Origin of the sequence: Serratia sp. NPDC087055, assembly GCF_044900985.1 — a bacterium.
GTDB lineage: Bacteria > Pseudomonadota > Gammaproteobacteria > Enterobacterales > Enterobacteriaceae > Serratia.
Genome location: NZ_JBJDOG010000001.1, coordinates 1,753,514 through 1,772,876, shown reverse-complemented (window position 1 = coordinate 1,772,876; position 19,363 = coordinate 1,753,514). Strand labels below are relative to the sequence as shown.

Below are 19,363 nucleotides of genomic sequence, written 5' to 3'. Positions count from 1 at the left end.
CCGGCTTTGCCGGGCAGGGGGGATGATGGCGGGTTTAAATAGCATTCTTGAACGTTACGTATTGCCTACGGCGTTAAAAATCGCGGGGCAAAAACACATTTTGTCGGTGCGGGACGGCATAATTCTCAATATGCCCTTTATGTTGATTGGGTCATTCTTTCTGATCTTCGCCTATTTGCCGATCCCCAGCTATGCCAATCTGATGGGGGAGATATTCGGCGCGGCCTGGCGCGATAAATTGCTGTACCCGGTTAAGGCAACCTACGACATCATGGCGATTATCTCCAGCTTTGGCATCGCCTACCGGCTGGCGGAAAAATACCGCGGCATGGACCCGCTCAGTACCGGTGCTGTTTCGCTGGTGGCGTTCATCATGACCATTCCCCAGCACACGTTGTTTGCGCCAGTGAAAGGCGCGGCCGAGCAGATCGTCAAAGGCGTGTTGCCGATGAATTTTATCGGCAGTCAGGGGTTGTTTGTCGCGATTGTCGTCGCGTTGCTATCGACGGAAATCTACCGTTTTGTGCATAACCGTAACCTGGTGATCAACATGCCTGAAGGGGTTCCGCCCGCGGTGGCCAAATCCTTCTTGGCACTGATCCCAGGTTTTTGCGTATTGGCGGTGATATTGCTGTTGCGCCTTATCGTTGAAGCCACGCCGTTTGGCGATATCAACACCATGATCGCTACGCTGATCGGGATCCCGATGCACCACGTGGGCGGAACACTGCCGGGGATGATTTTCTCGGTAATCCTGATTGGTCTGCTATGGACATTGGGGTTGCATGGCGACGCCATTGTATTGGTCTTTATTCAGCCGGTGTGGCTGGCAAATATGTCGGAAAATCTGGTCGCATTTCAGAACAATCAACCGATCCCACACATCATTACTCAGCAATTTTACGATCTGTGGATTGCCCCCGGTGGGACAGGAGCCTTATTGGGATTGGTGATCTTTATGCTGGTGCGCAGCCGTAGTGCGCAGATGAAACAGTTGGGAAAAATTGCTGCGCCAGGTTGCCTGTTCAACATCAGCGAACCCATGGTGTTCGGTATTCCGTTGGTGATGAACCCGTATTTCTTCCTGCCCTTTATTTTGACGCCGGTAGTCTTGGTGATCGTGACTTACAGTGCGATGGCAACCGGGCTGGTAACGCCCCCAGTCGGTATCGCGTTGCCCTTCACCACGCCAATTTTCATTAGCGGTTATTTAGCAACCGGCGGCCATATATCGGGAACGGTGATCCAAGTCGTGAACCTTCTTATTTCAATGGCGATTTACTACCCGTTCTTCCGTGCCTGGGATAAGCAAAAATACCGTGAAGAAAATCATGCGGCTGCGTCGGTGCAAAGTGCCGTGGCGGGTGAACAAACCTCGACACCGTAATTATGCATACCCGTCAGGGAGGCCATCGCCGCTTTTGTAGAGAGTGACAAAAGTGGCGTGCCATAACACCAAAACCGCCGCCAGGCGGTTTTTTACTTGGCAGAGCGGGCGATGAAGCGTATTAGCGGAGGCTTTCGAGCCAGTGGAAAATGCGTGCAAGGTTGAGGGTAATATCGCCGATGTTAAATATCGCACCTACCCATACTGCAATCATGACAGCCACACCAATGACAACCGGCAGATCCATTTTATTCATTGGCTATCGTCTTCAATGGGTTAACAAGTTTTCAAGCCTAGCATTAATCGCTTCGGGGATAAAACCTCAGTCTAGGCTTGCCGGTGTTTGTCAGACTAAAATGGCACCTGCATTGGGCTACGTTGCGCTATTCTATCGGCTGAGTGCATGAAGGAGGATGGTGATGAATGAGCTAATACGGGTTGGGAATGACCTACGAATGAAGATTTTGACGGCTGAAGATACGGATATCGTCCATCGTTACTTCCATGAAAATCAGCATCATCTCTCACAATGGGAGCCGATTCGGCCACAGGGTTTTTATTGTTCGGAGATGATTAGCCAGCGGTTGTATCAGGCGCAAAGAGATGCTGAAAAAGGACTGGCTTATCAATTCGGGATTGTGAACGGTGCTGGCACAGAAATGCTGGGCGCCTGCAATTTTTCCAACATTGCTCGAGGCCCTTTTCAGGCCTGCCATTTGGGGTATTCGATTGCTGCATGCCATGAAGGTAAGGGCATCATGACTCAGGCATTGGCTGCTACCCTCGAGTACATGCTCGGGGAATTGGATCTACACCGGGTTATGGCCGCTTATATTCCGACAAATACCCGGAGTGAAAAGTTGTTGCTGCGTTTGGGATTCGAAAAGGAAGGCTATGCCAAATCCTATCTGAAGATTGCCGGCCGCTGGCAGGATCACGTGTTAACCTCGTTGATTAACTTACGGCATACAGCGTAACCCTCTGTGCTGAAAGCCAAAAAAAGCCACCCGAAGGTGGCTTATCCAAAGAACGTTGTTTAGTCCAGTTTAGGGTGCTGGTCGATCAACGTTTGTCTTTTCTTTTCCAGTTCAGCGATCTGCTCATTGATGTCATCGACTTTCTGTTCGATGTTGTCGTAGTTCTCTTGCAGCAGCTCTTTGGCTTCCGACCGGTCCGATGCAGCCGGTGTGGCGCCGCGAAGCGGTTTATTGGCTGTTTCCTTCATGTATAACCCGGTGATCAGACCGATCACCGCAACGACCATCAGGTAGTAGGCCGGCATATAGAGGTTGCCGGTTGATTCGACTAACCATGCGGCAGCCGTTGGCGTTGCACCGGCAACCAGTACCGAGATGTTGAACGAGATCGCCAGGGCGCTGTAGCGAATATGTGTCGGGAACATCGCAGGCAAGATAGAAGCCATCACGCCAGTGAAGCAGTTAAGCAACACGGCCAACACTAATAGGCCAACGAAGATCAAGCCAATTACACTGCTGTTGATCAGAATAAAGCACGGTATCGCCAGCGCCAACAGGCCGATGCTGCCGCCGATGATAAACGGCTTACGGCCGATGCGATCGCTGGTCAGGCCGATGACCGGCTGTACAAACAGCATACCGATCATGACGGCGATGATGATCAGGACGCCGTGGTCTTCCGAATAATGCAGATTATGCGACAGGTAGCTCGGCATGTAGGTCAACAACATGTAATAAGTCACGTTGGTTGAAATTACGATACCGACACAGACCAGCAAGCTTTTCCAGTGCTTGGCGGCAATCTCCTTGAATGAGGTCTTCGGTGGATTTTCGATGGCGTTGCGATCTTCCTTCTCCATCTTATCCACATGCTGCTGGAACGCGGGGGTTTCTTCCAACGCATGACGCAGGTAGAGGCCAATTAAGCCCAAAGGCGCAGCGATAAAGAACGGAATGCGCCAACCCCAATCGAGGAAATTAGTTTCACCCACGATGCTGGAAATCAGCACTACAACGCCTGCACCCATGACAAAGCCGGCAATGGAGCCGAAATCAAGCCAGCTTCCCATAAAGCCGCGCTTTCTGTCCGGTGAGTATTCGGCAACGAAGATGGCTGCACCAGAGTATTCGCCGCCCACTGAAAAGCCCTGCGCCAGCTTGGCCAGCAGCAGTAAGATCGGGGCCCAGATGCCGATCGACGCATACGAGGGGATCAGACCGATACAGAAAGTACTCACCGCCATAATAATAATGGTGATGGAAAGGACTTTTTGACGCCCGAACTTATCACCCATGGCGCCAAAGAAGATGCCACCCAGCGGACGAACCAGGAAGGGGACAGAGAAGGTGGCCAGTGCGGCGATCATCTGTACGCCGGGAGTGGCGCCAGGGAAAAAGACTTGCCCAAGCGCGTAGGCCACAAAGCCATAGACGCCAAAGTCGAACCACTCCATTGCGTTGCCTAATGCAGCCGCGGTAATGGCCTTCTTGAGTTTGCTGTCGTCAATAATGGTGATGTCATTAATATGCATCGGTTTATGTCGTTTTTTTCTTAACTTCATATAATCATCCCTTAATCAATTTTAGTCGTACGTAAATTCGCAATCCTTCTGCCCAGTTATCAATTTGGCTAATCTAAGTGCTTTGCACAGAGATCGGCTATTGCCATTTTTTGTGTGACGCGAATCACGTAATATCTCAATTTCCACCGAGAATATGTCATTTAGGTGACTAATTATTTTGCATGTATAGCTTAACGTTATATCTTGCAGCGATCAAATTTAGCAGTTTATCTTATGTTTTTGCACCGAATTAGTGCATGAATCGATTAACTAATGTGCTGATTGGCGTTTTTTTGTCTGATTGTGGATGCGTAAAGTATAGGAAGAATTGCCACAAAAACCGGCAATGTTTATGTATTTGACGGGCGTGGAAAAAGGCCTGGCGGAATGCCAGGCCGATGTGTTATTGCGGGGAACCCCCAAATTCCAGATAAAGTTGCGCCAGGTTTTGGTACTGGTCAAAGCGGTTTTCATCCAGAGCTAGCTCCGCCAGCCGGCGGCGGTTTTGCGCATCTAGCCAGAAATTGATAGGGACTGCCCCTTGCCGGTAACGGCTTTCATTGAGTTGTTCAGATTTACGTGCCAATGCCAGCGCAGCGCGAAGATGCTTCTCTTGCGCGAGTAATTGCGTTCGTAACGAGAGGGCGTTATCGACGTCAGCCATGGCTTTATAGAGAGCCTGTTTGAACTCAAGGACTTGCAGTTCATAGTCGCTGCGCGCAATGTTGATGTCGACGTTCATTTGCCGCCATTCAAGGAAAGGCAGCGACAGACCAGCCCCCACGCTGGCAAGCGGATTGCGCAAAAATTCCAGCAGGGCGCTGCTACTGGCGCCTAAAGAACCTGTCAGGCTAAACGCCGGATAGTACTGCGTGCGTTTTATGTCGACGTTGGCCAGCGATTCACGCAAGCGAAGTTCTTTGGCGCTGATGTCCGGGCGATGCTGCAGGACGCTGGCTGGAATACCTGCATTGATTTGGGGCAGCGGGCCGGTTGGCAGACGCGTGGGTTCAACCAATGCGCTACCCGGCGGTGCGCCTAACAGAAGCGTCTGTTCGTTCAACGCTTGCTGACGTTCACGCAACAGGGCCAAATGGGTGCTTTCTTGATTGATTAGGCTCTGCTCTGCATCCACGACGTCCAACGAAGAGACGCTGCCCGCATGGTAGCGTGCGTTCGCCAATTGCAGCGTTTGTCGGGAGTACGCGATGCTTTGTTGGCTGACGCCGATCCGTTGATTGATAAAGCCGATACGCCAATAATTTTTACTGGCGCTGGCGAGCAATGCCAAGCGTGCGCTTTGTAAATCCTGTTGGGTTGCTTGGCTTGCCCATTCTGCGGCATCCCGTTGCCGTGCCAATTTACCCCACAGGTCCACTTCATAGCTGACACCAAGGTTAGCGCTGCTGCTTTTGTTCCAGGCAGATGAATCGGAAAGAGCCGTATTTGCGCCGGTATTGAGTGACGCGTTCACGCTCGGAGCCGTGCTGATATTGACACGCTGCGCTGCCAACTGGGCACGGTAAACACGTAACGCAGCCGCAGCCACATCGTTGTTGCTTACCATCACCTGTTGTAGCAGGCGGTCTAGCTGGGGATCGTGAAAATCCTGCCAGTCAAAGGGAACCGGTGTGGCTGCATCGGTTCCTGACTGCCAGTGAGCGGGGTAGTCCACCTTTGGTGGCTGATATTCACTTTTAAGCGTGTTGCCGCAGCCAGCACTGACGAGTGCTGCGACACATAATGCCAGGGGGGATAAAATTTTCATAAGTTACTCGCTGGCCAGTGAAATGACCGGATCCATCCGCGCCGCTTTTCGGGCAGGGAGATAACCAAAGATCATGCCGATCAAGGTGGAGCAGAAAAAGGCAATGGCGGCAGCCTGCCAGGAATAGATGGCGGTCAACATGCCACCTGCCAGCAGGGTAAACAGCGAGCCGGCGGCGAACGACAGTAAAATACCCAATACGCCGCCGATCAGGCAGACCAGCACAGCTTCGATCATAAATTGCTGCATTATGTCGCTACGCCTCGCCCCTACCGCCATACGCACGCCGATCTCATGTGTCCGTTCGGTTACTGAAACCAGCATGATATTCATCACGCCGAGGCTGCCGATGATCAATGAGACGGAAGCAACCATCAGAATCAGCAGATTCAAGGTCATTGACGTGTGTTCGATCGATTTACGGTATTTATCGAGGTTGAACAGCATAAAGTCTTTGGCACCGTGGCGCTGGGTAAGTAACTGTTCAATGGCACTGACGGCGGCTTTATTGGAGACATCATCTTTCAACCTAATGCTGATACTGCTTAGCGTCGGTTTACCCACCATGCGGTACATCACAGTGGTGTAAGGCATCCAGACTCTGATGCGGTTTGGCGCGTAATCCTGGTTGCTTTGGACTACGCCAACGACCCGTGCGGGCACTGAGCCGAGAAACACGATTTGCCCCAGTGGCTCTACGCCGAACTCACCAAACAGCGAAAGGCGTGCGTTATCGTCAATGATCACTTCCTGTAACGCGTTGCGATCGTCCCGGAAAGTGCTGCCTTGTATTATCGTCAAGCCGTTAACGCGGAAGTAATCGAGCCCTACGCCGTTGATCGAGGCCGTGGCCGATTTGCTGCGAAAACGAATGCTGTCAGAAGCCGTAACCTCAGGGCTGACGCTGTCGACAAAGCTCTGGTGGGCCAGTGCGTCGGCGTCGGCGGGCACCAAGGTACGGATGCTGTCGATGGCGCCATCAAAAAAATCGCGCCCTGGATAGATGCTGACGACGTTAGTGCCCAACCCTTTGATATTCTCCAGCGTGCGTTGTTTAGCGCCTTCGCCCAGGGCAACCACCGTGACGACTGCGGCGATCCCGAAAATGATCCCAGTCATGGTCAGCGCAGTGCGCAGGCGATGGGCGTTCATTGCTTTGAGTGCCATGTGCAAGGATTCGCGGGTGCGATCGAGCAAGCTCTGCCAGTAACCTTGCGCCACTGGCTGGCTTTTTTGCAGGGAGGGCAGAGACCCTGGTGATTTACGGCCGCTGTCGGCGACGATCTCGCCGTCCTGCAGTTCGATGATACGTTGCGCATGCTGAGCCACTTTCATATCGTGGGTTACAATGACAACCGTATGGCCGCGCTGATTAAGTTCGCTAAGGATTTCCAGCACTTCCAGCCCGGATTTTGAGTCCAATGCGCCCGTGGGCTCATCTGCCAGGATGATTTCCGCACCGTTGATTAATGAGCGGGCGATGCTCACACGCTGTTGCTGGCCGCCGGAAAGCTGGCCAGGTTTGTGGTGTTCACGGCCTTCTAACCCGAGTCGAGCCAGCAGTTGTGCTGCGCGTTGGCGACGTTGGTCGCGTTTGCTGTTGGCGTAAATCGCAGGGATTTCAACATTCCCCAACGCGCTGATATCCGGCATCAAATGATAACGCTGGAAAATAAATCCGATATGTTCACGGCGCAGTTTGGCCAGTTCGTCTGGTGACAGGTGAGCGGCATTATGGCCATTGATGTAATAGTCGCCCTGGTCCGGCACATCCAGACAGCCAATGATATTCATTAGCGTTGACTTGCCTGAACCCGAGGCACCAATGATGGCGACCAACTCCCCGGCAGCGATCTTCAGGTTGATGTTTTTCAGTACGGTGAGTGGCTGACTGCTATTGGTATAGGTGCGGCCAATACCTTTCAACTCAATGATGGTATTCACAGTGATAGACCATCCTCGTCAGCTTTGGCACTTTCCTGTGCCAGCACGACGTTTTCACCGGCCGTCAGCCCGGACAAGATCTGAATATCAACGTTATTGGTAATACCGGTTTTTACGTCACGCATTTCTAACCGGTTATCACGGGTCAGTACCTGTACTTGCTGTTTTTTGTCGGCGGTTTTATGTACTGCCTGAGCGGGTATCAGTAATGTGTTTTTTGCTTCGCCCAGCAGTAACGAAACCTGAGCTGTCATGGCAATCCGTAGACGGTTGTCTGCGTTGGGCACGTCCAAAAGCGCGTTGTAATACACCGATGCATTGGATGCACCTGAGCCTGATGCGGAACTGCTGCCGGAGAGCGAGTCGTCTTTCATTACCGACTCAGGGGCCAACTCGACAGTTCGCAACGTGGCGTCATAACGCTTGTCTGGTTCGGAAAAAATCGTGAAGTAGGCTTTCTGTCCCTGAGATACACGCGTAATGTCGGCCTCGGAAATCTGCGCCTTGATGGTCATCACATCCAATTGGGCCAGTTTAACGATGGTCGGGGCGCTCTGGTTGGCATTCACCGTTTGCCCCTGCTGTGTAATTACCGCAATCACGATACCGTCCATCGGCGCCAGAATCCGGGTGTAGCTCAACTCCACCTTTTTCTTGTCCACCTCAATCTGTGCTTGCACGATGCGAGCATTCAGCGCGACCAGTTCGGCGCGGGTGGCGGCGAGGGTCGCCTCTGCCGTTTCAAAATCTTCACGTGAACCCGCTTCATCATCCAACATGCGCTTTTGGCGTTTAAAACGAGACTCGGCTTGTTTTAACAGTGCCTGTTTGGCCAGCAAATCAGCCTTGGCAACGTTGAGTGCGGCTTCGGCGTTGCGCAGATTATTGCGTTGCGGCAAGTCATCAATGTCGGCGATGGGTTGGCCTTTGGTGACTCGCTCGCCCAGTTTAACCTTCAGGGATTTGACCTGACCGGACACCTGCGCACCCACGTTAACCCGCTCGAAAGCATCCAGCTTACCTGTGGCCAGTACGGCATTTTCAATATTGCCCTCACGTACGGGAGCGGTGACATAGGCAGCCTGAGAAGGGTTTTGCAGCGAGAACAGCGCAACCAGGATAATGACGACCAGCAGAATACCGGCGAGGATAAACGCCAAATGGCGTGGTGTGACTTTCATTGTGTTATCCATAACAGAGGAAACGATGGCTCCAGAAAACCTAATAGTCGCATCCAGCGCTTTAACTAACAATAAACACGCGGCAGTCGATACTGCAAAAGTTTCACTTATTAACTATCGCGGGATGAAAGCAATAGGCAGGTGTGAATATAAAGTGAGCGAAATTTTAAGAATTCTCTGTAAAATCAGTCGGTCATGCCTGGATAACTTGAATCCACAGCATTAATATGGATAATGACGCTCCGAAGCGAAGGAATGCGCTATTAACTCAGTTGGCAGAGTGATTGGTTTTATCATGCTTATTTGGCTACAAAATTGATAGACGCGGGTTCGAGTCCTGCATAGCGCGCCAGCTTCCTTCTAAGGAATTGCTATCGTAAAGCGCACCCGGGTTGATTTGCACTATCGGCTCCTTGTTGGGATTTTCGGGTGCGCTTTCCCGTAACCGTTTCTCTTCCTTTCTTTTATCTTCTTCTCTTGTGATCGATCTTTGCTAGACTGAGATCAGGCAGGTATGCTGCCCGGTAACAGGAGATCGCTATGTCTGAGTCCGATCAACTGCAGGAATTATTGCAACGTGTAGCGGCACTTGAAGCCAGAGAAAAGTCGCTAACGGCAGCTTCCAACGCTTATCAAGCGATCATCACCACCATGCTCGGAAACCTGGAACCCCAGGAGCGGGACAAAATTATTGCGATGATCGATCAGGCCCATGAGCTTGCTTATGCTCGTGCGATTCAACGGTGCAACGAGCCGCAAAAACAAAAAATCAAACAAGCAGATGATATCGCCCAGCGGATGTTTATGTTCGCCCAAGGCAAAAACTCTCTGCAGCGCTAATTGCCATAGGTATAACAGTTGCCGATTTTAAATTGCATAACTGATCTACCTGGGCAAACTGTACTTGTGTTAGTTTGTGGGAAGATTATTGCTATCAATAATGCCCCCCAGGCATAAGGTTGTAACGATGGACGCGATTAAAAGCATCTTGGTAAAAGAAATCGAGCGGATCAATCGACAGGAAGGGCGCGACGGTAAGCTGCGGTTTAACAGCGAATTTGCCCGCGATCACCGTTATCTGTGTCTCGCCATGTTTGCCGGTTATTTCGCTGTGATCGCCGTGATGTACCAAGTCCCTTATATGGGCTTCATTTCGTTTTTAGCATTCACTGCATTTGTTTTGTTCATGTTCGCGATGCTGCTGATTGAAATCAAACCGGTCTATCGTTTTGAAGATATCGGGGTGTTGGATCTGCGCGTATGCTATAACGGCGAATGGTATTTCACTCGTGCGCTCTCTCCGCAGTCGGTGAAGGCCCTGTTGGATGAGCCGATGATCGGTGCGGCGATGAAAACGCGCATGCAGGAAATCATCGCCAATAAAGGCGAGATCGATTTTTATGACGTTTACGATCTGGCGTACTCAAAGAAGCCGCAGGATGAACAACCGCAGGTGGCCGTGCTTAACTGAAGGGTTTCAGACTGCGTAGTTGTCGATTATACTCACGCTTTGAAGCCTGGTTAGCCTGTGGAGTTTACGATGAGTGATGATATTTTCGATTTTGATATCGATGCAGAATTAGCGCAAGCAGAAGAAAAAGCGGCGCAGAAGGCGAAAGAGCTCCCCGAGATCCTTGAGGATGAAGCGGACTGCGAAGGTTGTAAGATCTGAGCGCCATCGCCAATAAAAAAACCGCTGCGGCGGTTTTTTTTATGTCTAAATCGAGATGTTGCAGACAAAAAAAAGCCCGTTTCAGGCGGGCCAACACTTAAGAAGTATGAGGGCTTATTGTTATTACTGTCTGCACTGAGCATACGCGCAATGGTCTGCAAGAGATGTCGATATATTGTAACAAAATGGTTGTTGCTATGTGTCGCTGTTACTTGCGCCAGGCTAATGGTTTAATCCAGCAAAAATCCCCAAACCAGCAGCACTGCCACGATGATCAGGCAGAGCGCAGAGACGGTAACCAGTATTTTTCCTAGAATATCTTTTTCTTGTTGCTGCTGTGCCACGTTACAGTTATCCAATTAAGAGTCTATGGATCAAATCGGCGATACCCAGGTCCAGCACGATGATCGTCAGTGCAATACCCAGCATAGCCGATAGAAATTGAGTTTTACTGTTCAAATCAATTACCCATCACCGCGATGCGGCGTTCCCAGAGTAAAAGGTTAAAACGTCGGGCTGAACGCCCAGTTTTGATAATCACAGAGTTTAAGAACCTTTCTCAACCTATAAGTTCCGTCTGTTTTGAGGTGGCCGCTGCGGGTAGTGAGACGCAACGGCCTATGTTGCTCAAGGATCAGTCAGTAACAATTCTTACGCCAATCTTACTGATGGCATTGCCATCCATTTCAGCAATGGTCCAGGTCAGGCCATCCCATTCAACCTGATCGCCCACCACGGGCTCACCGCCAATCAGTTGAATCACGAATTGGCCAAGCGTTTGTTGCTCATCCACACCTTCATGCAGGTTAAGCCCATACACTTGCGAAATGTCGCTTAGGCGTGCGTCCGATTGCAAGATAAAGTCGCCGAAGAACCGCTCATCCAGCGTCACTACTGGCGCCTGGCTGAACAGTTTCCCCAGGACGGGCAAATCATGTTCGTGGCCGATAACGCACAGAATGTCATCCTCACGCAGCCGTGTACTGCCGCTAGGGTGCAACAATTCCTTCCCGCGGAAGAGTGCGGCAATACGCGTGCCGGGGGGCATTTTAAGTTCACGCAGCGCTGCGCCGACGCACCAATTTTCTGACGAGAGTTGATAAACAAACTGCTCCCACTGGTTTTCTGGGTGTACGTCTAACCCAACCCGGGAAATCGGTGCCAGTGCGGGTGGGACGATCACCTTGGCTTTTCTCGCAGCGAACGACAGCGTTGTGCCTTGCAGCAGCAATGAAACCAATACGACAAAGAAAGCCACATTGAAGAACAGCTGCGCATTGGGCAACCCAGCCATCATTGGGAAGACGGCAAGAATAACCGGTACGGCGCCGCGTAGACCGACCCAGGAGATAAAGCTGCGCTCGCGCAGGGTAAAGCTGCGGAACGGCAGCAACCCGATAAACACCGAAAGCGGCCTGGCGAACAAAATCATCCATAGCGACAGCAGCAGGGCAGGGATGGTGATAGGCAACAACTCGTGCGGGTTGAGCAGCAGGCCCAATACCAGAAACATGCCGATTTGGCTCAACCAAGCCAAGCCGTCAAAGGTTTGGACAATGCCATGCCGGTTGCGGATAGGACGATTGCCTAACATCAGGCCGCACAGATACACCGCCAGAATGCCGCTGCCGTCCAGTGCCGTTGTCAGCGCAAAGATTAAGATGCCGCCGCTCACGGCGAGCAATGGATATAAGCCTTCTGCCAGTTTGATATGGTTGATTAACGTCAGTAACAGCCAACCGCCGCCAAGACCAAATACGATCCCCATACCAAACTGTTGCAGTAGGTGGAGAGGGAACATCCAGCTCAGGGTGGTTTCGCCAGCGGCGATCATCGCAATCAGGGTGATGGTAAGAAACACCGCCATTGGGTCGTTGCTGCCAGATTCAATCTCCAGCGTGGCACTGACACGTTCGTTAAGCCCTTTACCGCCCAGCAATGAAAATACCGCAGCGGCGTCGGTAGAGCCGATAATGGCGCCAATCAGCATGCCCTGCAGCAGATCGAGGTTGAACAGCCAGGCGGCAGCGAGGCCGGTCAAACCCGCGGTGATCACCACCCCGATGGTCGCAAGAGAGAGCGCGGGCCAGAGTGCAACACGGAATGAACTGACGCGGGTACGCATCCCCCCGTCCAGCAGAATCACGGCGAGTGCCAGGTTGCTGACGAGATAGGCCACAGGATAATTACTGAATACGATGCCGCCCGGCCCATCGACACCTGCCAACATGCCTATGGCCAGGAAGATGACCAGGATGGGAATACCCAGACGCGAAGAAAATGAACTGAGAAGAATACTTGCTCCCACCAACACGGCACCGATGATGAACAAACTGTTAATGGTGCTGGCATCCAAAATAACGTTCTCCTGCAGGCTGGGGAAAAGGCGTTGCGCGCGGGCGCAGATACCCCATGATGATAGCCTGTTTTTTGGGTAAAACGCCAAGGCTGATTAGGAAAAGATTTTGCATTTATTGTCATTTAAGAGGGGAAGCATGAGGAAGGGCAGAGAAATGGGTGAACTTCTTACTTTTACCTATATTTATCAGAACACTGTAGTTCTGTGCGTTCAATAATCCTGCTTTCTGTAGCGGTAGTGAGCAGGAAAAACCATTAAACCCCCGCGAGGAGGCTTAATGGTTTGCAGGCAGGGTGTCGTTAATGATCGAGTGATTGCAGGGCTCGCTTGATCAGCTCAGCCGCCAGTTTTCGTTCTGACTCTGAAATGCCATCAAGGTTGAGGCTGGAGAGTTCAGTGACCAGAATACTGCGATCCTTGCCGCTGATTGACGAATCCAGTGCGGAAAGTAACCGACCAAGGATTTTCAATAGGGTGGCATTTTCCGGTACGGCTTCCTGCGCCGAAGTGTCTTTATCATCAGTCATTAAAAAATCCTCTCTGTCGTGACGGAAGGGCGATACTGCAAGCTTTGCCGCGATAACGGCAATGCCGTCCCTCAGGGTTCATTGAGCCCAATCGCTACCGTAAGGCAGGGATGTGGATTTCCACTTATGCGTTGCAGTTATAACAACTAGCAACAATATGCTCCAGCATAACTTTGCCTTAACTTTCGCCATGGGTGTGAGCAATGTGTGCTCAGTATCGGAAATGGAGGGCCGCTCTGGCGTGGGAGAAATGATAGCGGTTCTGATGTACAGCGATATGACAGTGAAGGGCCCGGTAAGCCGAAACGATTACCGGGCGGTTGGCTTATTGCGGCTTACCGGAGAACAGGAAACGAATCAGCGGAATGCGCTTGTGCAACTCATATAAGGCGAAGGCGCAGGAGAAGACAAACACCAATCCTGCCAGAAAACCCAGTAGGTTATTGTTGATATGCGGCGTCACAAAAGCGCCATATATCAGAGTCAGCGGATGGTGCACCAGATATATAAACAGCGATGCATTGACCAGATAAGTGATTCGTGGCGAATGATAGTTCAACAGGTTATGCCCGAATGAGAAAATCACGTTGGCCATCAGGATCCCCAACAGGGTTTTGATCAGCACTTCCAGCTCGAACATATAGCTACTGTGGGCCAGATACTTCTGATTCAGCATGTAGGCTATGAACAACAGCAGGGAGCCCAGCAGCGACCAGGCCGAAGGTTTGAGGAAAATCTCTTTAAGCCACACGTACTTAAATGCGTAAGCGCCAAGGATAAAGAACGGCAGGTAGAACATCGTCTCCATCACCACGAAATTGAACATGCCGTTGGACAGTAAATGAGGGGCGACAATTAAAATAATACGGTGCGCGGCCGAATAGCATAACGCATAAATAAGAAAGAACAGTGAGATGTTTCCTAATCCAGTCATTTTATTTATGGGATAGGGAATGACCTGCGTTTTTTGCGCCTTGATCTTTTTGAAAAGATAAAAACAGGCGGTGGTCAGTAATGACAGCGTTAATAAAAACCACAGGTGAGAAATCAGTTCCCAAACCGTTACATTTATTTTCTGGTAGAGCGAAAAGTTGTCCCAGCCGTTTAATTTATCGGTGAAATATTTCAGCATGAAAAATTGGGGAACAGTTATTAACGGGATCGAGCTCAGTAATGGGATTGCGACGCGTTCCAGTCTGACCTTCAACCACTTATGGCGCTCATAGCGTTCATATAGCATGTAGGAGAAGTAGCCTGAAATCACGAAGAACACCTGCATGCGGAAGGCATGAATGAAGTCGTTCAGCACTGTCAGCGAGAATGAGGGCGTAGCGCTGTTTACTGCCCAGGCATGGCTTGAATAGATCAAGGAGAGATGAAAAGGGATGCCGAGCAACATCAAATAAGCCCGGATTGAATCGAGGAAAAACTCGCGTTGGTTGCTGCCGTTTGTCATAGGTTACCGCTGGTGATTTTATCGAGAGGTCATTAACACGCTTAATAAGTCGGCAATGGTTAAATCGCAATCCCAAACCCTACTATACCGTTTCACATTTTTCCATAGCGTCTTGTTGCGTGGCTTGCTACGCTGGTGTTTAGTCAGCTGCTTAAACAATGAGCCATAAACATGAACCATCCATTTATCATGTTGTCGGAAAGCTGAATAATCCATTAATATGGATTTAAATGATTTGAGCACACGAATAGGGGGGGATGTGCTAGTTAATATATTATCCAAAAAGCCACGCGCCGCGAGCGTACGTTGGTTAGGTGCGACCGTTTTGTTCACGCTGTTTACTTCGCAAGCATGGGCTTTTTCTATCGATGATGTTGCCAAGCAGGCGCAGGATCTGGCAGGGAAAGGCTTTGAGGCTCCGAAGAGCAACCTTCCTTCTCAATTCCGTGAGATGAAATTCGCGGATTACCAGCAGATTCAGTTCAATCACGATAAAGCCTATTGGAACAAACTGAAAACCCCTTTCAAGCTTGAGTTTTATCATCAGGGGATGTACTTCGACACGCCGGTGAAAATCAACGAAGTCACCGCAACAAGTGTAAAAGAGATCAAGTACAGCCCTGACTACTTCAACTTTGGTTCGGTGAAGCACGATCCGGATTCTGTGAAAAACCTTGGCTTTGCTGGTTTCAAGGTGATTTACCCGATCAACAGTGCAGACAAGAACGACGAAATTATGAGCCTGCTGGGCGCGAGTTACTTCCGCGTGGTGGGTAAAGGGCAGGTGTACGGGCTGTCAGCGCGTGGCTTGGCGATTGATACCGCGCTTCCTTCAGGCGAAGAGTTCCCGCGTTTCCGCGAATTCTGGGTCGAACGTCCTAAGCAAGGCGACAAGCATCTGGTGATTTACGCGCTGTTGGATTCGCCGCGTGCCACCGGGGCTTACCGTTTTGTGGTCTATCCGGGCCGCGATACCACTGTGGACGTCGAGTCTAAAGTGTTCCTGCGCGACAAGGTCGGCAAGCTGGGCATGGCACCGCTAACCAGTATGTACCTGTTCGGGCCAAGTCAGCCGTCGCCAACCCTGAACTACCGTCCGGCATTGCATGACTCCAATGGTTTGTCGATCCATGCGGGTAATGGCGAATGGATCTGGCGTCCGCTGAATAATCCGAAGCACCTGTCAGTCAGCACTTATCAGGTCGAAAATCCTAAAGGTTTCGGTCTGCTGCAGCGTGGTCGCAATTTCAAGGATTACGAAGATCTGGACGATCGTTACGATCTGCGTCCAAGTGCCTGGATTGAGCCGCGCGGTGACTGGGGCAAGGGTAAAGTTGAGCTGGTGGAAATCCCAACGGCGGACGAAACCAATGACAACATTGTTGCCTTCTGGACGCCGGACGTCTTACCGGACGCTAAAACAGCGTTGACCCTGAGCTATCGTCTGCATTTCACGCGTGATGAAGACAAACTGCATTCGCAGGACATTGCGTATGTTAGCCAAACCATGCGTTCTACCGGTGACGTGAAACAGTCCAACCTGATTCGTGAACCCGATGGTAGCGTGGCCTTCCTGGTTGACTTCGTTGGCCCAGTGCTGAAAGGCCTGGACGGCGCTACACCGGTTGCCGCTCAAGTGAGTATCGGCGATAACGGGGAAATGGTAGAAAACAATGTCCGCTATAACCCAGTGACCAAAGGCTGGCGTTTGACGCTGCGTCTGAAAGTTAAAGACGACAAAAAGCCGGTAGAAATGCGCGCAGCGCTGGTCAATGGTGATAAGACCCTGTCTGAAACCTGGAGCTATCAGCTACCTGCCAATGAATAAGCCTACTCAACGTGCCCAGGATTATCTTGCGGCAATGCCTCTGACCGCTGAGCGGTCAGAGGCGCTTAAACCACAACCGGGTGCGGATGACGCTCAGGCACTGGAGGCGCTCCATCGTAAGATGGGCGCTACCGATGCCAACGTTGATACGCTGTCGGCGGATGACGTGGCGTTGGCCTCGGTCAAGGCGCGTATTGAAAGCGCTTGGCCGGATGCGGTCCGCGACGACGATTTTGATACCGATGTGGAAGGGCGCAGCATTCTTAAGGCCACGCCGCCGATTAAACGTACCAGTATGTTCCCCGAAGCGTGGCGCACGAATCCAGTGGCGCGTTTTTGGGATTCTCTGTTAGGTCGTACTCCGCACAATCGTCACGCGACCAAGGAAGAGGCCGACGCAGAAAACCGCTGGCGTGTGGTGGGTTCTATGCGCCGTTATGTGCTGTTGGTACTGATGCTGGTGCAGACCGGTATCGCCACGTGGTACATGAAAACCATCTTGCCGTATCAGGGCTGGGCGTTGATCGATCCAATGGCCATGTGGGATCAGGACCTGATGCAGTCAGTATTGCAACTGCTGCCTTATGTGCTGCAAACCGGCATTTTGATCCTGTTCGCTATTTTGTTCTGCTGGGTTTCTGCGGGGTTCTGGACTGCGCTGATGGGCTTCTTGCAGTTGCTGATCGGCAAAGACAAATACAGTATCTCCTCCACCATCAAGGGCGATGAGCCAATCAACCCGGCGCACCGTACCGCCTTGATTATGCCGATCTGTAACGAGGACGTCGAACGTGTGTTCGCCGGCCTGCGTGCGACCTATGAGTCCGTTGCCGCCACCGGTCAGCTCGAACATTTTGATATCTACGTGCTGAGCGACAGCTACGACCCGGATATCTGCATGGCGGAACAGAAAGCCTGGATGGAACTGTGCCGTGACGTAGACGGCCACGGTCGTATCTTCTACCGCCGCCGCCGCCGCCGTGTGAAACGCAAAAGCGGTAACATCGACGATTTCTGTCGTCGCTGGGGCGGTGAGTACAGCTACATGGTGATTCTGGACGCTGACAGCGTGATGAGCGGTGAGTGTTTGACCGGTCTGGTACGCTTGATGGAAGCTAACCCGAACGCCGGTATTATCCAGTCTGCGCCGAAAGCGTCGGGCATGGATACGCTGTACGCTCGGGTGCAACAGTTTGCTACCCGGGTTTACGGACCGCTGTTTACGGCAGGCCTGCATTTTTGGCAGTTGGGTGAATCTCACTACTGGGGTCATAACGCGATTATCCGCGTGAAGCCGTTTATTGAGCACTGTGCGTTGGCACCGTTGCCGGGTGAAGGCTCTTTCGCCGGTTCTATCTTGTCGCATGACTTTGTAGAAGCTGCGCTGATGCGCCGTGCCGGTTGGGGAGTGTGGATAGCTTATGATCTGCCGGGCAGCTATGAAGAATTGCCGCCAAACCTGCTGGATGAACTGAAACGTGACCGCCGCTGGTGCCACGGCAACCTGATGAATTTCCGCCTGTTCCTGGTCAAGGGCATGCACCCGGTACACCGTGCAGTGTTCTTGACTGGCGTGATGTCCTATTTGTCGGCACCGCTATGGTTTATGTTCCTGGCCTTATCTACCGCGTTGCAGGTGGTGCATACCCTGATGGAGCCGCAGTACTTCCTGCAGCCACGTCAGCTGTTCCCGGTATGGCCGCAGTGGCGTCCTGAACTGGCGATCGCCCTGTTCTCTACCACGCTGGTGCTGTTATTCTTGCCTAAGTTGCTCAGTATCGTGCTGATTTGGGCTAAAGGGGCCAAGGAATACGGCGGTGGTGTACGTCTGTTCCTGTCAATGCTGTTGGAAATGCTGTTCTCGGTATTGCTGGCGCCCGTACGTATGCTGTTCCATACCGTGTTTGTGGTCAGTGCTTTCCTCGGTTGGGAAGTGGTGTGGAACTCGCCGCAACGTGACGATGATGACACGCCATGGAGCGAAGCCTTTAAACGTCATGGTTCACAGATGCTGCTCGGTCTGGTCTGGGCTGGCGGTATGGCTTGGCTTGATCTGCGTTTCCTGTGGTGGCTGTCGCCGATTGTCTTCTCCCTGATCTTGTCACCGATCGTTTCGGCTTTGTCGAGCCGAGCAACCTTGGGTATCAAGAGTAAGCGTGCCAAGCTGTTCCTGATCCCAGAAGAGTACTCGCCGCCGCGCGAACTGCTGGCGACGGAAGCGTATCTGCAGCTTAACCGTGAACGTGCGCTGGCGAATGGCTTTATGCATGCCGTGGTTAACCCGTCATTTAACGCGTTGGCGGCTGCGCTGGCGACCGCGCGTCACCACTTGCGCGGTGCTATCGAGCGCAATCGTGAAGAACGGGTGAATGAGGCACTGCAACTGGGGCCAGAGAAGTTGGTGAAGGGCAAACGCCTGGAGCTGCTAAGCGACCCTGTTGCTCTGTCGCGCTTGCATCAACGTGTTTGGTTGTTGCCGGAGGGTGTCGCCTGGCGTGAACACTACCAGCAATTACCACACAACGAAAAGGCTCATCCGGTTGGCCAGCGTTAAACGCTGAATCGGCCGTCTCAACGGGGAATACGCATAGCGTGTTCCCCGTTTTTTTTGGCTTGTCGCTGACGTAATGCTGACAATCTGAAAGGCAAAAACTATGTTAAAATTTGCTCCGGGCGTTGTTTACTTTCGGAACAACCAGGTC

At 51.7% G+C, this 19,363-nt stretch carries 15 protein-coding genes and 1 tRNA gene; 8 read left to right on the top strand and 8 right to left on the bottom strand.

Going from position 1 to position 19,363, the window contains the following annotated elements; all coding sequences use genetic code 11:
* The first annotated feature begins 25 nt into the window (after window positions 1-25).
* Window positions 26-1,387, top strand: a complete 1,362-nt coding sequence (gene celB, locus ACI2J2_RS08410) for a PTS cellobiose transporter subunit IIC (RefSeq protein WP_404759845.1) — start codon at window positions 26-28, stop codon at window positions 1,385-1,387.
* Between the two features lie 121 nt (window positions 1,388-1,508).
* Here celB and ACI2J2_RS08405 read toward each other — a convergent pair whose 3' ends face one another.
* On the bottom strand, window positions 1,509-1,643 hold the full coding sequence (locus tag ACI2J2_RS08405) for a hypothetical protein (protein WP_265555009.1): 135 nt from the start codon (window positions 1,641-1,643) through the stop codon (window positions 1,509-1,511).
* 163 nt (window positions 1,644-1,806) lie between these two features.
* Between ACI2J2_RS08405 and ACI2J2_RS08400 the strand changes: the two genes are divergently transcribed.
* Window positions 1,807-2,364, top strand: a complete 558-nt coding sequence (locus tag ACI2J2_RS08400) for a GNAT family N-acetyltransferase (RefSeq protein ID WP_404759844.1) — start codon at window positions 1,807-1,809, stop codon at window positions 2,362-2,364.
* A gap of 59 nt (window positions 2,365-2,423) precedes the next feature.
* Here the strand turns inward: ACI2J2_RS08400 and proP are convergent, their stop codons facing one another.
* From proP to ACI2J2_RS08380, 4 genes are all read right to left on the bottom strand, one after another.
* Window positions 2,424-3,926 carry a glycine betaine/L-proline transporter ProP gene (gene proP, locus ACI2J2_RS08395; RefSeq protein ID WP_209632692.1) on the bottom strand — a complete coding sequence of 501 codons (1,503 nt, stop codon included), beginning with the start codon at window positions 3,924-3,926 and terminating at the stop codon, window positions 2,424-2,426.
* A gap of 403 nt (window positions 3,927-4,329) precedes the next feature.
* Entirely contained in the window at window positions 4,330-5,694 is a 1,365-nt protein-coding gene (locus ACI2J2_RS08390) for a TolC family protein (RefSeq protein ID WP_404759843.1), read from the bottom strand.
* Window positions 5,695-5,697: 3 nt separating this feature from the next.
* A complete protein-coding gene (locus ACI2J2_RS08385) occupies window positions 5,698-7,638 on the bottom strand; it encodes a MacB family efflux pump subunit (protein ID WP_404759842.1) in 1,941 nt (646 codons plus the stop codon).
* On the bottom strand, window positions 7,635-8,819 hold the full coding sequence (locus ACI2J2_RS08380) for an efflux RND transporter periplasmic adaptor subunit (RefSeq protein ID WP_404759841.1): 1,185 nt from the start codon (window positions 8,817-8,819) through the stop codon (window positions 7,635-7,637). Before ACI2J2_RS08380 ends, ACI2J2_RS08385 begins: the two co-directional genes overlap by 4 nt.
* Before the next feature lie 257 nt (window positions 8,820-9,076).
* Here ACI2J2_RS08380 and ACI2J2_RS08375 point away from each other — a divergent pair.
* From ACI2J2_RS08375 to ACI2J2_RS08360, 4 genes are all read left to right on the top strand, one after another.
* Window positions 9,077-9,171: transfer RNA gene (locus ACI2J2_RS08375), tRNA-OTHER, on the top strand.
* Window positions 9,172-9,359: 188 nt separating this feature from the next.
* Window positions 9,360-9,659, top strand: coding sequence for a sigma-S stabilization anti-adapter protein IraP (locus ACI2J2_RS08370; protein WP_209632696.1), 300 nt, complete (start codon window positions 9,360-9,362; stop codon window positions 9,657-9,659).
* 127 nt (window positions 9,660-9,786) lie between these two features.
* Window positions 9,787-10,290 carry a YlaC family protein gene (locus ACI2J2_RS08365; RefSeq protein WP_037419616.1) on the top strand — a complete coding sequence of 168 codons (504 nt, stop codon included), beginning with the start codon at window positions 9,787-9,789 and terminating at the stop codon, window positions 10,288-10,290.
* A gap of 69 nt (window positions 10,291-10,359) precedes the next feature.
* Window positions 10,360-10,491 (top strand): hypothetical protein, encoded by a 132-nt coding sequence (locus ACI2J2_RS08360; RefSeq protein ID WP_017892391.1) that lies wholly within the window; start codon window positions 10,360-10,362, stop codon window positions 10,489-10,491.
* A gap of 634 nt (window positions 10,492-11,125) precedes the next feature.
* Here the strand turns inward: ACI2J2_RS08360 and ACI2J2_RS08355 are convergent.
* The 3 genes from ACI2J2_RS08355 to mdoC form a co-directional block, all read right to left on the bottom strand.
* Window positions 11,126-12,847, bottom strand: coding sequence for a potassium/proton antiporter (locus ACI2J2_RS08355; protein ID WP_404759840.1), 1,722 nt, complete (start codon window positions 12,845-12,847; stop codon window positions 11,126-11,128).
* Window positions 12,848-13,149: 302 nt separating this feature from the next.
* Window positions 13,150-13,377, bottom strand: a complete 228-nt coding sequence (locus ACI2J2_RS08350; RefSeq protein ID WP_209632698.1) for a hypothetical protein — start codon at window positions 13,375-13,377, stop codon at window positions 13,150-13,152.
* A 325-nt stretch (window positions 13,378-13,702) separates the two neighbouring features.
* The gene (mdoC, locus tag ACI2J2_RS08345; RefSeq protein WP_209632699.1) at window positions 13,703-14,833 is read right to left on the bottom strand and encodes a glucans biosynthesis protein MdoC; all 1,131 of its coding nucleotides are present in this window, start codon (window positions 14,831-14,833) and stop codon (window positions 13,703-13,705) included.
* Window positions 14,834-15,092: 259 nt separating this feature from the next.
* Here mdoC and mdoG point away from each other — a divergent pair, with 259 nt between their 5' ends.
* Both mdoG and mdoH read left to right on the top strand, forming a co-directional pair.
* Window positions 15,093-16,661 carry a glucans biosynthesis protein MdoG gene (gene mdoG, locus ACI2J2_RS08340; RefSeq protein ID WP_209632700.1) on the top strand — a complete coding sequence of 523 codons (1,569 nt, stop codon included), beginning with the start codon at window positions 15,093-15,095 and terminating at the stop codon, window positions 16,659-16,661.
* On the top strand, window positions 16,654-19,215 hold the full coding sequence (gene mdoH, locus ACI2J2_RS08335) for a glucans biosynthesis glucosyltransferase MdoH (protein WP_209632701.1): 2,562 nt from the start codon (window positions 16,654-16,656) through the stop codon (window positions 19,213-19,215). Before mdoG ends, mdoH begins: the two co-directional genes overlap by 8 nt.
* Window positions 19,216-19,363 lie beyond the last annotated feature (148 nt).